We start from the raw sequence: 14405 nt of genomic DNA, 5'->3' as shown, positions 1-14405 counted from the left end.
GCCGGCGCTGCGGGTGACAGCGCTCGCGCCCCGGCTTCAACGCGACGGCTGATTTCGCGCCTGTTTAAACCTGACGGACCCGGAGTCCCTGCGTGTGTTCACTCATGGGCACTGCAGCCCCGCACGGGAATTGATGTTCCGGCTGGTCTGACATTTCGAGAAAGTATCGATTTTCTCGTCACATCTTGCGGGCTCGACTGCGAGGGCACTCCCAGGTGGGGGTGTCTGTCTCATCCGCGTTTCGCGGGAGGACCGCATGCGTCTAGCGTCGAAGTGGGCCGCCTGTCTCGTGCTGTGTAGCAGCGCGCTGGCGTGGGCTTTCCAGCCATCTCAAACAACCCAGTTGTCGAGCCAGGCGTTCTTCAAGCCGGAGCTGTACCTGCCCGTCTCCAATATCTCGTTGGACGAGGCCCGGGCGAAGCTGAGCGGTGCGGGCCCGAGCGCGTGGGATGACTTCTTCGCCCGCAACGGGAAGGACTTTCACGTCTACCTGGACCCGCTGACGGGCTCCCCCACCGCCATCCAGGGCTCCATCCCGCTCATCCCCGGCACGGGGGTGGGCAACACGGTGAGCCTGTCCACGCTGCAGCAGCAGTTGGGCCGCTCCACCGGAGCGGTCGACGCGGCCGTCGTCGCGGACGTCTTCTTCAAGTTCCTCCACGACAACCAGGCCGCGCTCGGGGTGGACCTGCTCCAGCTGGGGCAGCCCAAGGTGACGCAGGTCACCGACGTGCTCTGGCACGTGTACGTGCCGCAGGAGGTGGACGGCATCCCCGTGCGCCATGGCCGGCTCGTCGCGACCATCAACCACGGCAACATGGTGCTGGTGGGCACGGAGGCGTGGAGCAACGTCACCGCGTCCACGCGCCCCACGCTCAGCCCCGAGCAGGCGCTGACCTTCGGCGGTGAGCGCTTTGGTCTCCTGGAGTCGCCCGCCACGATGTGGCAGGCGCCCACGCTGGAGCTGGCCCCCATGGCTCGCGCGGACGCGGGCTTCGGCCAGGGCTACCACCACCAGCTGGTGTGGACGTACGGCTTCCAGAACCCCGGCGAGCAGGAGCGCTGGAAGGTGACGGTGGACGCGCACACCGGCGAGGTGCTCGCGCTGGAGGATGACAACCACTACCTGGACGCGACCATCAAGGGCGGCATCTACCCGCTGAGCAACACGGACATCTGCCCGAACAACACCACGTGCGGGACGATGCAGGCCGACTCCCCCATGCCCTGGGCCAACACGGGCCTGGCCGCGCCCAACAACTTCACGGACGGCGCCGGCGTCTTCAACTACAGCTCCGGCAACGTCACGACGACGCTGGCCGGCAAGTACGTGCGCGTGAGCGACACGTGTGGCTCGCCCAGCACCAGCTCGGGCACGGGCACGGGCAACATCAACCTGGGCGGCACCAACGGCCAGCATGACTGCGCCTCGGGCGGCGGCGGCGCGGGCAACACGCCGGCCTCTCGCTCGGCCTTCTACGAAATCAACCGCATCGCGGAGCTGGCGCGTGGCTGGCTGCCGTCCAACACGTGGCTGCAAGGGCAGCTCACCGCCAACGTCAACATCAACAGCACGTGCAACGCCTTCTGGAACGGCTCCACCGTGAACTTCTATCGCAGCGGCGGTGGCTGCCGGAACACGGGCGAAATCGCCGCCGTGTTCGACCACGAGTGGGGCCACGGCATGGATGACTTCGACTCCGGCGGCGCGCTCAGCAACTCCAGCGAGGCGTACGCGGACATCGCGTCCATCTACCGGCTCCAGGCCTCGTGCGTGGGCTACGGCTTCTTCGCCACCACGGACCTGGGCTGCGGCAAGACGCCGGACGGCACGGGCTACAACCAGAACGAGGCGCAGGCGGGCGGCGCGTGGTGCAACGCGCGGTGCTCCGGCGTGCGCGACGCGGACTACATGGCGCATGTGAACCAGACGCCGGCCACGCCGCAGAACTTCGTGTGCTCGCGCTGCTCCTCCGGCACCGGCCCCTGCGGCCGTCAGGTGCACTGCGCCGCGGCGCCCGTGCGCCAGGCCGCGTGGGACCTGGTCGCTCGCGACCTGCAGGCCGCGCCGTTCAACTACGACTCCAACACCGCGTACATCATCGGCAACAAGGTCTTCTACCAGGGCAGCGGCAACGTGGGCTCGTGGCACGCGTGCAACTGCTCGGCGGGCACGTCCGACGGCTGCGGCGCGAGCCATGGCTACATGCAGTGGCTGGCCGCGGATGACGACAACGGCAACCTGAACGACGGCACGCCGCACATGACGGCCATCCACGCCGCGTTCAACCGCCACGGCATCGCCTGCCAGACGCCCGCGCCCACCAACTCCGGCTGTGCCGCGGGCCCGAAGACCGCGCCCACCGCCACGGCCGCCCCCAGCGACGGCCAGGTGGCGCTGAGCTGGAACACGGTGCCCAACGCCAGCGAGTACTGGGTGATGAAGACGGAAGGGTACGCGGGCTGTGACTTCGGCAAGGTGCGCGTGGCCACCGTCTCCGGCTCCACGTACACGGACACCGAGGTCGCCAACGGCCGTCAGTACTGCTACTCCGTCGTCCCGGCCAGCTCCAGCGCCTGCTATGGCCCCGGCGCCTCGTGTGTCTGCGCGACGGCGGGCGGCCCGTGCACGCCTCCGGGCACGGCCACGCTCTCCACCCCGGCGGATGGCGCGGCCAACGTGGCGCTGGCGCCGGTGCTCGACTGGGCGGACGTGGCGGGTGCCACCTCGTACGAGGTGCAGGTGGCGACGGACGCGGGCTTCGGCACCGTGGTGCGCTCGGCGAACGCGCTCTCCAGCAGCACGTGGAGCGTCACGCCCGCGCTGACGGCCAACACGCAGTACTTCTGGCGCGTGCGCGCGGTGAGCGGCTGCGGCACCAGCGCGTACAGCACGGCCTTCCGCTTCACCACCGCGGACACCACGTGCCAGCCGGCGGCGGCGCCCACGCTCTCCACCCCGTCCAACGGGGCGACGGGCGTGGCGCTCTCCCCGACGCTGGACTGGGGTGACGTGACGGGCGCCACCTCGTACGAGGTGCAAGTGGCGACGGACGCGGGCTTCGGCACCGTGGTGCGCTCGGCGAACGCGCTGGGGAGCAGCACGTGGGGCGTCACGCCCGCGCTGACGGCCAACACCGCGTACTACTGGCGGGCGCGCGCGGTGGACTCCTGTGGCGCCGGCAACTACAGCGCGGGCTTCAGCTTCACCACGCAGAGCGGCGGGGGTGGCACCTGCACCACGCCTCCCGTGGCGGCGTATGACAGCACGCTGGGCGCACCCGCCTGTGGCACCGGCTGCGGCTGCGACACCGGCACGCTGGTCAACAGCCGCGGCAGCCAGTTCCTCGCGGCCGAGCCCAACACCCCGAACGCGGTGGACGGTTGCCCGGATGGTCCGTTCGGCTTCTACCACCTGGATGAGAGCATCGACCGCGTCGTGCTCCGCAGCGTGGACGGTGGCCCCATCACCCCGGGCAAGCAGGTCAAGGTGGACGTGACGGTGTGGTGCTACGACGCCTCGGACCGCCTGAACCTGTACTACGCGCCCGTGTCGGGCTTCCCCACGTGGTCGACGCTCGTCACCGGCCTGACGTGCACGGGCGCCGGCGCGAGGACGTTCAGCCACACCTTCACCGCGGGCAGCACCGTGGGCCAGCACGTGCTCCGGGCGCAGTTCGTCGAGGGCTCCAGTCCCCAGGCGAGCTGCACCTTCGGCCTCTACGACGACAATGACGACGTCGTCTTCGGCGTGGCGGCCTCCGTCGCGTCGGGCCCCGTGAAGTCCTCGCCCGCCCAGGGCCGCGCGCGCGCCACGCGCTGAGCCCGGGTTGGCGAGAGGCCACCGCCTGCCCTGTCTCACATTCGACAGGGCAGGTGTTGTCTGGCTTTGGAGACCCCTCCCCGCGGGGCATCGCCCTCCAGGGAGGGGTGTTCGTGACGATTCTGTCGGGCAATAGACATACAGACTTGCGGGCCTCTTGGGAATTTTGAGGAGTGAGTAGAATTCCAATCGCAGGCAACTCGTGGCCTGTTGATAGGAGCCCGCATGCAAGCGATTCCAGCCCCGGCGTTTCTGTTCAACCTTTGCGCCGGATATTTCGCGCCCAGGTGTCTGCATCTCGTGGCGCAGCTGGGTGTGGCGGATGTCCTGGGGAGCACACCCCTGAGCTCGGAGGAGTTGGCACGGGCCACGGGGGCCCATGCGGACACCCTCCACCGGATGATGCGGATGTTGGCCTCGAACGGGGTGTTCGAGCGGCGGGGCAACGGCTGGGCGCACACGGACTACTCCGAGCACCTGAAGGTGAGCCACCCCCACTCGCTGCGCTCGTTCGTGCTGATGATGGGCAATGACCTCAACTGGAACGCGGCGGGGGCGCTGGGCGTCACGCTCCGGACGGGAGAGACGGCGGCGGAGGTGGTGTCGCCGGGCGGGCTCTGGCCGTACCTGCGGGCACGCCCCGAGGATGCGCGCATCTTCGACGCGGCGATGATCAGCAAGTCCCACATGGCCATCGGCGCGGTGCTCCAGGGGCTGGACTTCAGCCGCTACGAGCACGTCGCCGACATCGCGGGAGGCCGAGGCCACATCCTCTCGGCGATTCTCGACGCGACGCCTCGCGCGCAGGGCACGCTGTTCGACCTGCCGGACGTGGTGGCGAACTCGCTGACGCACCCGCGCATGAAGAGGCACCCGGGGGACTTCTTCGTGGGGCCGCTGCCTCGCGCCGACGCGTACCTGGTGAGCAACATCCTCCACGACTGGCTGGACCCGCAGGCCATCTCCATCCTCCGGCACATCCGGGCGGTGGCGCCTCCCCACGCGGAGTTGCTGGTGCTGGAGATGATGCTGCCGGAGGGACCGGAGCCGCATCCCGCCGTGGTGATGGACCTCATCATGCTGTCGCTGGCGGGAGGCCGGGAGCGAACGCAGGGCCAGTATGACGCCCTGTTCGCGGAAGGGGGCTTCAAGCTGGACCGCATCATCTCCACCCAGAGCCCCTACTCCATCCTGGTGGGCAAGGTGGCGTGACGAGAGGGGGGCCTCTAAATCCTCCATTTCGTTGAAATTGTCACTGGGTGGCGAAACTGGGACAGGGCGCCGCGCGAGGGACGCGCGGACGTCCCGCCGAGTCGGGATAGGCTGGGAGGCTCCTTCCCTTCGGGAGCCGCGCCATGATTCGCCGCCTCGGTGTCTTGAGTCTCGTTGCTTGTGTCGCCTCGGGCTGTGTGGATGACCGGCCGGGGCCCATGGAGGAGCCCCCGAAGTCGGACTGTGAGGCGTTCGGCCGGTATGGGCCGGAGGGCACCACCTTCACGCTGCCGGGGCCCGACGCGAACGGCGAGCTGTACGTCCCGGACGTGCAGAAGCGCTTTCCCCAGGTGGACTGGCGCACGCTGGACCGGCTCTACATCCCCGCGGGCCGCTACACGCTCATCAACCTGGGCAACCTGCCGGACCGCGCGGCGGACCGGCGGCTGGTCATCACCAACATCGGGGGACAGGTCGTCCTCCGCCCCAACGCCGGGAGCAAGCAGGGGTATCTCTGGGCGGTGAATGGGGGCTCGAACTGGGTCCTGACCGGCCGGTATGACCCGGTCTCGGGCACGGGGCACGTGGACTTCCCCGGGCATCGCTGTGGCGAGTATGCGACGTCGCGCGAGCGCTACGGCATCTCGAGCGACGATATCTTCCTGAGCGGCGGCCACATGGGGCTGGGCATCGGGGACGCGCACAGCTTCGAAGTGGAGTACCTGGAAATCACCCGTGCGGGCTTCGCGGGCGTGCGCATCAACCGCGCGGCGGGGAGCGACGGCAAGGTGCCGCCCCTCAACGACATCCAGTTGCACGACCTCTACATCCACGACACGGCGAGCGAGGCCATCTACTTCGGCTCCACGCAGGGCGCGCCCACGCCGCTGGGCGCTCGGGTGAAGGTCTACAACAACCGGCTGGTGCGCACGGGGACGGAGGCGCTCCAGATCCAGAACCTGGGCGATGGCTCGGAAATCCACCACAACGTCTTCGCCTTCGGGGGCATCGACTGGCGCGCGGCCTTCGCGGGCTATCAGGACAACAACTCACAGGCCCAGGTGCGCGGGGGCCGCATCCGCTTCCACCACAACGTCTTCGTGGGGGGCGCGGGCTCGCTGCTCAACTTCTTCGCGCAGCCGGAGCCGGGGGACGCGCCGCTGGATGTGGAGTTCTCGGACAACTACTTCGCGGACACGCTGTCGTTGGGCATCTGGTTCGGGGGGACGACGGGGACGGAGGCCCGGTTCCTCTGGGAGCGCAATGCCTTCCGAGGACTCGACTTCGGCTACCAGGCTGTCTATCCGGCCGCGAGGGACCCGGAGGTCGTCCTCGCCAAGGCGGACACCCTCAAGTCCCCCATCACGCTGAAGGAGAACCAGTGGGAGGGGTCTCGCAAGCTGTTCGCGGGGTTGACGGGGGGAAGTGGCACGGCGGGGACGGTGATGGCCACGGGCAACGTGAATGGCCCGGTGACGCCGCTGACGTTTGTCTCCACGGGGCTGCCGGAGGGGACCGCGACGCGTCAGCTCGAGCGGTGGGCGGCGCGTGCCACCCTGGCGCCCAACACGCCCGAGGTGACGTACGCGGCGGGGGCGCTGGTGATGCACGACGGGCGGCTCTTTCGGGCGCGGACCCAGAACACGAACAAGGTGCCTCCGGACAACGCGGCCGTGTGGGAAGTGTTGCCTCTGCCCGTGGATGACCTGCGCACCGCGCCGGGCACCGAGTGGGCCCAGCGCGGCATCGGCTTGCTCGACGTCGCGCGGTAGGCGCCTGGCTAGCGGACCTGGCTCACGAGCCAGGTCTGCGCATCGGGGCGGCTCCAGAACTCATCCCAGCCGCTGTGGGTGTTGCCGTCCATCACGGTGACCTGGAGCTCGCCGGTGTAGTTGGTGCACTGGCGCATGAGGGTCGTGTAGCCGTCGGTGGGGTTGGTCCACTTCCACGCGTTGAAGGTCCCATCGCCCCGGTTGCCCGCGGCCCAGATGGGGAAGTCCGCCAGCGCGCAGAGCGGCGTGGCGGTCGGCGTGGTGAACGCCAGGGGCATTCCGCCGGCGTAGGTGCTCCGGTACTGCTGCATCTGGTCGATGACCCCCGCGCCTCCGAAAGACAGGCCCGTCATGGTCACCCGGTCGGGGTCGATGGAGTAGAGGTTGATGGCCTCCAGCACCAGGGCGTGGGTGAGGGCGGCGTTGAAGTAGCTGTCCAGCGGCGCGCCGATGCGCGGCGCGTTGGGCGCGATGACGACGGCGGGATAGGTGTTGATGAGCGGCTTGCCGGGGATGAGCTGGCGGATGAAGCCCTCGGGATTCGAGTTCACCTGGGTGTGGTCCGCGGTGAGCGTGATGCCGCCTCGGCCATGCAGGGAGAGGACGAGCGGGTACTTCTTCCCGGGAATCGCGCCGAAGTCGATGGGGAGGAACACGGCGGTGTCGTAGGTGCCGCCGCGCGACCAGACGTGCAGCTTGCCCGCGCGTGCGTCGGGCGCGACGGTGCCCGGATGCACCATGACGCTGACGGTGTCCGAGGCCGACCTGCCGCCGTTGTCCGTGGCGGTGAGGCGGAAGACGTGGAGGCCGCCCTGGGTGAGCCCGCTGATGCTCACGGTGGGCGTGTTGGCGTTGCCGAGGACCGCGGTGGACGCGCCGAGGACCTGGTCCCACTGATAGGTGGCGATGGTGCCGTCGCTGTCGCTGGCCGTGCCCTGGAGCTGGACCGACGTCTGGACGGGGAGGACGATGCCCGTGTCAGGGCCCGCGTTGGCGGTGGGCGGCTGGTTGGCGAGCCGCTCACCGATGGCTTGCAGCTCACGGACGCGGCACAGGCCATCGGTGGGGGCGCGCTTGCACTGGAGTCGCACGTAGCGCGTCTCGAGGGGCTGGGCGAGCGTGAGCGTCCAGGCAGGCTGGGTGTTGTTGGTGATGGCCGCGCCGGGGATGAGCTGGAAGGTGTCCGTGAGGGCGGCGCGGTGGAGCAGCTCGAAGTCGAGCATCTGCTGACCGACGGTGGTGTCCCGGCCGGAGTGCAGGGTGAGGCTGTCGAGGCGGTGGATGCCCTGGAGGTCGACCTCCAGCCACTCGGGGCTCGTCGACGCGGGGACGGCGGCGGAGGCCCAGCGGTCCTCGGTGTTGAGGATGCCGTTGAACGCCTTGGCGTGGCCGTACTGCGTGGGATAGCCGTTGGCGTGCACGGATGACGCGGAGGACGGCTTGCCGAGCGCGACGTTGGTGGCTTGCGCCCACGCGGGAAGGGTGAACAGCGTCAGCGCGGTGACGAGGAGTCTCCGGGGGAGCCTGGACATGAGACCTCTGGGACACGGGTTGTGAAGAGTTTCGGTTGCACTTGAATTGGAATTGCAAGTGCATCCATTGAACGAGAAGTGCCTCGCGAGGTCGCGCAAGCGACGGCGACTCCTCGTCCCGTGTTCCCTCAAGGGCTTCCGGCACGCGTGTCCGGTTACAGGGAGACCGAACGGGTCGCGTCAGCGCGCCGAGGACTTCTTCCCCGTCGACTTGCGAGCGGCGGTCTTCTTCGCGAGAGCGGCCTTCTTCGCTGCGGTGGTCTTCTTCGCGAGAGCGGCCTTCGGCGCCGAGGCAGCCTTCTTCGCGGAAGCCGCCTTCGGTGCCGAGGTCGCCTTCTTCGCGGAGTCAGCCTTCGGTGCCGAGGTCGCCTTCTTGGCGGAAGCCGCCTTCGGTGCCGAGGTCGCCTTCTTTGTCTCGGTGGCCTTCTTCGCGGAAGCCGCCTTCGGTGCCGAGGCTGCCTTCGTCGCGGTGGCCTGGGGCGCCCCGGTCAGCGCGGCATTCCAGTGCTCGATGTACTCAGCGCGAGCCTGTGCATCGGGGAGTCCCTCCATGTGCAGCGCGACGGTGCTCCCTCGCGCGGCGGCGAGGACGCGGAGCTGCGCGGTCCTCGGGTGGGGCCAGTCCGCGCGGCTCAAGCGGATGCGCAGCAGGGACGGGGGCCGCACCCGAACGGCGAGGACCTGGGTCCCATCCTGGAGCGTGGTCTTCTCGCCCTCCTTCAACGCCGTCCGCGCCTGGGATAGCCAACGACCCAGGCCCTGGGCCTCGGCCCAGTTCCTCCACGCGTCCTGCGCGGTGAGGTCCATCGTGCGACGGGCACCCGCCTGGTAGCTGCCATCCGCCGTGAGTCCTGTGGGCATGCGTGTGATTCTCCTTGGGTGCGCACGATGAAGAGTGTCCGCCGCGCGGGCAACGTCGAACTCGACGGCACCTCCTCGCACAGCCCCCACTGTCCGAAGGGGTCCTGGTGTAGACAGTGCCCGTGCGTTCCGACTCCTCCGCGTCCTCCCCGGCCCTCGAGCTCCTGCGGGAAGAGACCCGCCGCTACGTGCGGGGCTATCGCTCCGCCTCGCTGTGCGCTGGACTCACCGTGCGCGGAGAACACCACGTGCTCCCCTTGCGCGGAGAGGGGACTCCCCCCGCCGAGAATGCCCTGTACTTCCTGGGGACCCTGACCCAGGTCTTCACCGGCTCGCTCCTGAGCCTCCTCGCGGAGGGAGGCCGTGCGCGGCTCGACATGCCGCTGTCAGAGGTGATTCCCAGGCCGCTCCTCCCGGACCCTGACGCGGGCACCGTCACCCTGGAGCAGCTCGCCCGGCACACCTCCGGGATGCCGTACCTGCCTCCCAATCTGAACGTCGCGGCGGCCAACCCCGAGGACCCCTTCGGCCACTACTCCGCGAACCTCTTCGGCGACTTCCTCCGGAGCTACCATCCGGACTCGCTCCCTCCGCGCCCCACCTCGCCGTCCCTGCTGGGCATGGGCGTCCTGGGCCATGCGCTCTCACGCCGCGCGGGCCTCAACTATGGCCACGCGCTGCGGGACTGGCTGTTCACGCCCCTGAAGCTGACGGACACCTCCATGCGGGTGACGGACGAGCTGGCGCCGCGGCTGCTTCCGGGGCACTCCGCGCGAGGCAAGAAGCTGGCTCCCTGGACCTTCCCCGCGCTGCCCGGCGCCGCGGGGCTCCACTCCACCGTGCCGGACCTGCTGCGCTTCCTCGACGCCTGTCTCGGAGGCGGCGGCGGTGATGAAGCCCTGTCGAAGTCCCTGAAGCGGACATGGGACTCAGGAGCGGCCCCCGGAATGGGGTTGGGTTGGTCCCTGTCCCAATTCCAAGGCCACACCATCGCGTGGAGCTCCTCGGTGATGGGGGGCTACGTCGGCTTCATGGGGCTGGCGCCCGCGGCGAACGCCGGGGTCGTCCTGCTCTCCGACACCGCCTGGTCCTGGTTCTCCGCGTTCAGGAACCGAGTCCCCCTGGAGGCGCCCGGCTTCGCGCTCCTGTCCCGGCTCCTCGCGGAGTCAGGCGCGCGGTGACGAGGGGCCGCGCTCCTCGTAGGGGACGGGGCGAGCCCTTGCTCGGAACCCCACGGAGTTGCTCGCGCAGGGCGCCAGAGCCGTGGCAGCCTGCGCCCCCCAAATCCCATGGTTGAATACGACCCGCATCGCTGGTGGAGCTACTTCCATTACCTCAAGGGCTCGATGGTCCGCGAAATCGTGGCCCGGGTCATGGTGTGCGTCCTGTGGTCCGTGGGCGTCACCGCGTTCCACTACCACGTCCGCTCGGTGGCCATCCCCGCCACGGTGCACACGCTGGCGGGGCTCTCGCTGAGCCTCCTGCTCGTCTTCCGCACCAACTCTTCCTATGACCGGTTCTGGGAGGGGCGGAAGCTGTGGGGCGGCATCGTCAACGAGACGCGCAACCTGGCGCGGGCCGCGGGGGTCTTCCTCGGTGGGAACCCCGCGCTCTACGCCGCGCTGGTGCGCTGGACGGCCGCCTTCCCGTTCGCCTCCGCGTCGTCCCTGCGAGGCCGGGCGAGCCTGGGGCCGCTGGCGAAGGACCTCCCCCCGGACGAGGTGTCGGAGGTGCTGCACAGCCAGCACGTGCCCTTCGCGGTGTCGCGGAAGATGAGCGCCCTCCTGGACGAGGGGCGCCGCGAGGGCCGCTATCCCGAGTACGTGCAGATGCAGCTGGACCAGAACGTCCAGCTCCTCGTCGACTACCTCGGAGGTTGTGAGCGCATCCGCAAGACACCCATCCCGTTCGCGTACGTGATGCACCTGCGCCGCGCGCTGCTCGTCTACTGCTACACGCTGCCGTTCGCGCTGGTGGATGCGTTTGGCGGGCTGACGGTGCTGGCCACGTTCCTCGTCGCGTATGTGTTCTTCGGCATCGAGGAGATTGGCGTCGAAATCGAGGACCCCTTCGGCCACGACGACAACGACCTGCCGCTGGACCAGATCTGCAACACCATCCACGGCAACCTCTCCGCGCTGATCCCCGCGCAGCCGCCCCAGCCGGAGGCGCCTCCGGCCGACTGAGCGGGCCGGGGGGCTTCAGAGCGCGGCGAGCCGACCCAGGACCCGGGTCGTGTCCTTCTCCAGGAAGTCGACCAGCTCCGCGGCGCGCGAGTGCCGGATGAGCGGCGCGTTCTGTCCGGCCCACAGGGACATCAGGTCCTCGCGCCCCTGCCGGGACGCGGCCTGCCGCATGGGCTGGGTGAGCCAGTTCTGGATGGGGTAGGGCGGGATGTCCCGCTCCTGGGGCGTGAGCTCCTTCATGAAGCGGTTGCGGATGCCGCGCGCGTAGCGGCCGGAGAAGACGCGGGTCAGCGTCGTGGCGCGAGCGGCCTCCGGGTTCCTCAGCGCCCGTCGGTAGGCGTCGCTCGCGTTGGACTCCTCGCAGGCGAGGAAGGCGGTCCCCACCTGCACACCCTCCGCGCCCAGCGCCAGGGCCATGGCCACCGACCTGCCGTCCGCGATGCCTCCCGAGGCGATGACGGGCGTGCGCACCTGGTCCACCAATTGGGGCACCAGCGCCGTCGTCGCGGGAGCCTCCTCGACGGGCCTCAGGAAGCAGGCGCGATGTCCTCCGGCCTCGCTGCCCGAGGCGACGATGAGGTCCACCCCCGCCTGGTCCAGCGCGAGGCCCTCCGCCACGTGGGTCGCCGTGCCCACGGTGATGATGCCCCGGGCCCGGCAGGCCTCCAGGATGCGCGCCGAGGGGACGCCGAAGATGAAGCTGAACACCGCCGGCCGCATCGCGAGCACCGCCTCCACCTGCTCCTCGTAGTCCGGGGCGAAGGCGGAGGGGTACGCGGGGAGCGGGACCCCCAGCTCATCGAACCAGGGCTTCAGCCGCTCCACGCTGGCCTGGAACTCCTCGGGCGACGGCCGCAGCTCACGCTCCCCCTCCAGCGGGACCCACAGGTTGATGGAGAACGGGCGCGAGGTGAGCCCGTGCAGCTCCCGGATGGTGGCCTCGATTCGGGCGCCGTCCAGGTGGTTGGCGCCGAACGAGCCCAGCCCTCCGGCCTCCGACACCGCCGCGGCCAGCTTCGTCGACGACATGCCCCCGCCGAAGGGGCCCTGCACCAGCGGGAGCCGGACTCCCAACGTCCGCGTGACTCGTGTCTCGGTCCACATGGAGATGCCTCCTGTCGCCTGCGTGGCGTAGCGGCGGGGGGCTTGCTCCGCCTCCGGAACACCGGACGGGCGGGCGTGCATCCCCTCCCGAGGTTACCGCGAGCAGAAGCGGGCCTTGTCGAGCTCGCGCCGGCCGCCGCCGAAGCAGCGGGAGCTTGCTCCGGCCTGGCCCGGGTGCAAGCCTGCCGCCCGGCCACTGTGCCACCACCGACGTCCACGCCGTCTTCGGGGACCGCGACACCATGCAAGCACCGGGACCGACCCTGCACACCGCGCGACTCACCCTCCGCCCCATGGCGCTGGAGGACTTCGAGGGGTTCGTCTCCCTCATGTCGGACGAGGAGAGCGCCCGCTTCATCGGCGGCGTCCAGCCCCGCTCCGTCGTCTGGCGAGGCTTCACCGGCATGGCGGGGGCCTGGGCCGTCCAGGGGTTCTCCATGTTCTCGGTCCTGGAGCGCTCCACCGGCAGGTGGGTGGGCCGGGTGGGCCCCTGGCGGCCGGAGGGGTGGCCGGGCCCGGAGGTGGGGTGGTCCCTGCTGCGGGAGACCTGGGGCCGGGGGTACGCCGTGGAGGCGGCCACCGCCGCCATCGACTGGGCCTTCGACCACCTGGGCTGGACGGAGGTCATCCACTCCATCACCCCCGCCAACGTGGCCTCCCAGCAGGTCGCGCGGCGGCTCGGCTCCACCCTGAGGGGCCCCGGGGCGCTGCCGGCCCCCTTCGAGGCCACCCCCATCGAGCTCTGGGGCCAGACGCGGGAGGCCTGGAGGGCCCGCTCCGCACCGTCCGGTGGGTGACCCCGGGTGGGATTCCAGGGCATGGAAGGGCTCCTGGTGTTATGTCCGGTGGTGGGCTAGTCCTCGCCATCAGGACGTGCCCGCCCAAGGCTCCCTTTCTCAAGGAGCAGGGGGGCGACTAGATTCGAGATCTCGCACGGAGAGACACGTACCGTGCGCGAGTGTCAGAGGGGCGAGCCGCCCGCCGTACGCGTCGGCCCGACCCATGCCGTAACCAAAAGACCTGCCACACCCTTGGGAAGCAGGTCCTCCAACCCTTTCGCAGGAGCGTCACATTCTTCGTGATCAGAGAGGTAACCGCGGCGGGAGCCGCGACCAGAGAACCAATCGCCGTATCCGTGCCCGCGAGGTTCGCGTGGTCGGCTCCGATGGCTCACAGCTCGGAGTCATGCCGCTCGAGGCCGCGCTCGACAAGGCCCGCTCGGAAGGGCTGGACCTCGTCGAGGTCAGCCCCATGGCTCAGCCGCCAGTCTGCAAGATCATGGACTACGGCAAGTTCAAGTACGAGGAGAAGAAGAAGGCCTCGGAAGCCAAGCGGGCTCAGCTGATTGTCCACCTCAAGGAAGTGAAGCTCCGTCCCAAGACGGAGGAGCACGACTACGAGTTCAAGGTCCGCAACACGCGGCGCTTCATCGAAGAGGGCAACAAGGCCAAGGTGGTCATCCAGTTCCGCGGGCGTGAAATCACGCACAAGGAGCAGGGCACGGCCATCCTCGATGACGTGGCGAAGGACCTGAAGGAAGTGGCCGTCGTGGAGCAGCCGCCCCGGATGGAAGGGCGACTGATGTTCATGATTCTGGCGCCCACGCCGAAGGTGGCGCAGCGCGCTCGCGAGCAGGCCCGTCAGGCCGCGGGAATCACCAAGCGCCCCACTCCGGCGCCGTCCGCCGACGAGAAGTCGGCCGCGCCCGCCGACGAGAAGCCCGCCGCGCCCGCCGCTGCCGCCGCCGCCCCCAGTGCCCCCTCCGAGGAGCGCCCGCCCGCGTCTGACACGACGGGCCCGACTCCCTGAGACCCACACCCCCGCACGCGGTGGATGGCTTCCACCTCCACCGCGTGGGGGGTCTCCCCTGGACCTTTCTTCACCCCGCCGCGACTTCCAGCTTCCTTGGAAAGGG

At 69.6% G+C, this 14405-nt stretch carries 10 protein-coding genes; 7 read left to right on the top strand and 3 right to left on the bottom strand.

The window, feature by feature from the left end; translation table 11 throughout:
• Positions 1–256: 256 nt before the first annotated feature.
• The 3 genes from MYSTI_RS33755 (at position 257) to MYSTI_RS33745 (ending at position 6807) form a co-directional block, all read left to right on the top strand.
• Positions 257–3823: a hypothetical protein gene (locus MYSTI_RS33755; protein WP_015352328.1), complete on the top strand. Its 3567-nt coding sequence runs from the start codon at positions 257–259 to the stop codon at positions 3821–3823.
• Positions 3824–4048: 225 nt separating this feature from the next.
• The gene (locus tag MYSTI_RS33750) at positions 4049–5035 is read left to right on the top strand and encodes a methyltransferase (protein ID WP_015352327.1); all 987 of its coding nucleotides are present in this window, start codon (positions 4049–4051) and stop codon (positions 5033–5035) included.
• A 143-nt stretch (positions 5036–5178) separates the two neighbouring features.
• Positions 5179–6807: a right-handed parallel beta-helix repeat-containing protein gene (locus tag MYSTI_RS33745; RefSeq protein ID WP_015352326.1), complete on the top strand. Its 1629-nt coding sequence runs from the start codon at positions 5179–5181 to the stop codon at positions 6805–6807.
• Between the two features lie 8 nt (positions 6808–6815).
• Here MYSTI_RS33745 and MYSTI_RS33740 read toward each other — a convergent pair whose 3' ends face one another.
• Both MYSTI_RS33740 and MYSTI_RS41160 read right to left on the bottom strand, forming a co-directional pair.
• The gene (locus MYSTI_RS33740) at positions 6816–8339 is read right to left on the bottom strand and encodes a PKD domain-containing protein (protein ID WP_015352325.1); all 1524 of its coding nucleotides are present in this window, start codon (positions 8337–8339) and stop codon (positions 6816–6818) included.
• 180 nt (positions 8340–8519) lie between these two features.
• Positions 8520–9200, bottom strand: a complete 681-nt coding sequence (locus tag MYSTI_RS41160) for an SRPBCC domain-containing protein (RefSeq protein WP_015352324.1) — start codon at positions 9198–9200, stop codon at positions 8520–8522.
• A 122-nt stretch (positions 9201–9322) separates the two neighbouring features.
• On the opposite strand from MYSTI_RS41160, the gene MYSTI_RS33730 reads away from it, so the two are divergent.
• On the top strand, positions 9323–10381 hold the full coding sequence (locus tag MYSTI_RS33730) for a serine hydrolase domain-containing protein (RefSeq protein WP_044900843.1): 1059 nt from the start codon (positions 9323–9325) through the stop codon (positions 10379–10381).
• Positions 10382–10489: 108 nt separating this feature from the next.
• Positions 10490–11386: a bestrophin family protein gene (locus MYSTI_RS33725; protein WP_015352322.1), complete on the top strand. Its 897-nt coding sequence runs from the start codon at positions 10490–10492 to the stop codon at positions 11384–11386.
• 15 nt (positions 11387–11401) lie between these two features.
• On the opposite strand, the gene MYSTI_RS33720 is transcribed toward MYSTI_RS33725, so the two are convergent.
• The gene (locus MYSTI_RS33720; RefSeq protein ID WP_015352321.1) at positions 11402–12490 is read right to left on the bottom strand and encodes an NAD(P)H-dependent flavin oxidoreductase; all 1089 of its coding nucleotides are present in this window, start codon (positions 12488–12490) and stop codon (positions 11402–11404) included.
• Between the two features lie 242 nt (positions 12491–12732).
• On the opposite strand from MYSTI_RS33720, the gene MYSTI_RS33715 reads away from it, so the two are divergent.
• On the top strand, positions 12733–13287 hold the full coding sequence (locus tag MYSTI_RS33715; protein WP_015352320.1) for a GNAT family N-acetyltransferase: 555 nt from the start codon (positions 12733–12735) through the stop codon (positions 13285–13287).
• 274 nt (positions 13288–13561) lie between these two features.
• Entirely contained in the window at positions 13562–14299 is a 738-nt protein-coding gene (gene infC, locus MYSTI_RS33710; protein WP_084668240.1) for a translation initiation factor IF-3, read from the top strand.
• Positions 14300–14405 lie beyond the last annotated feature (106 nt).

The sequence above is a fragment of the Myxococcus stipitatus DSM 14675 genome, from assembly GCF_000331735.1.
Taxonomy (GTDB): domain Bacteria; phylum Myxococcota; class Myxococcia; order Myxococcales; family Myxococcaceae; genus Myxococcus; species Myxococcus stipitatus.
The sequence above is the reverse complement of the archived record's forward strand: the minus strand, read 5'-3'. Positions and strand labels throughout refer to the sequence as shown.

Coding starts and splice junctions, on each gene's coding strand:
- MYSTI_RS33755 (WP_015352328.1), top strand. CDS start 257: ATGCGTCTAGCGTCGAAGTGGGCCGCCTGTCTCGTGCTGTGTAGCAGC.
- MYSTI_RS33750 (WP_015352327.1), top strand. CDS start 4,049: ATGCAAGCGATTCCAGCCCCGGCGTTTCTGTTCAACCTTTGCGCCGGA.
- MYSTI_RS33745 (WP_015352326.1), top strand. CDS start 5,179: ATGATTCGCCGCCTCGGTGTCTTGAGTCTCGTTGCTTGTGTCGCCTCG.
- MYSTI_RS33740 (WP_015352325.1), bottom strand. CDS start 8,339: ATGTCCAGGCTCCCCCGGAGACTCCTCGTCACCGCGCTGACGCTGTTC.
- MYSTI_RS41160 (WP_015352324.1), bottom strand. CDS start 9,200: ATGCCCACAGGACTCACGGCGGATGGCAGCTACCAGGCGGGTGCCCGT.
- MYSTI_RS33725 (WP_015352322.1), top strand. CDS start 10,490: ATGGTTGAATACGACCCGCATCGCTGGTGGAGCTACTTCCATTACCTC.
- MYSTI_RS33720 (WP_015352321.1), bottom strand. CDS start 12,490: ATGTGGACCGAGACACGAGTCACGCGGACGTTGGGAGTCCGGCTCCCG.
- MYSTI_RS33715 (WP_015352320.1), top strand. CDS start 12,733: ATGCAAGCACCGGGACCGACCCTGCACACCGCGCGACTCACCCTCCGC.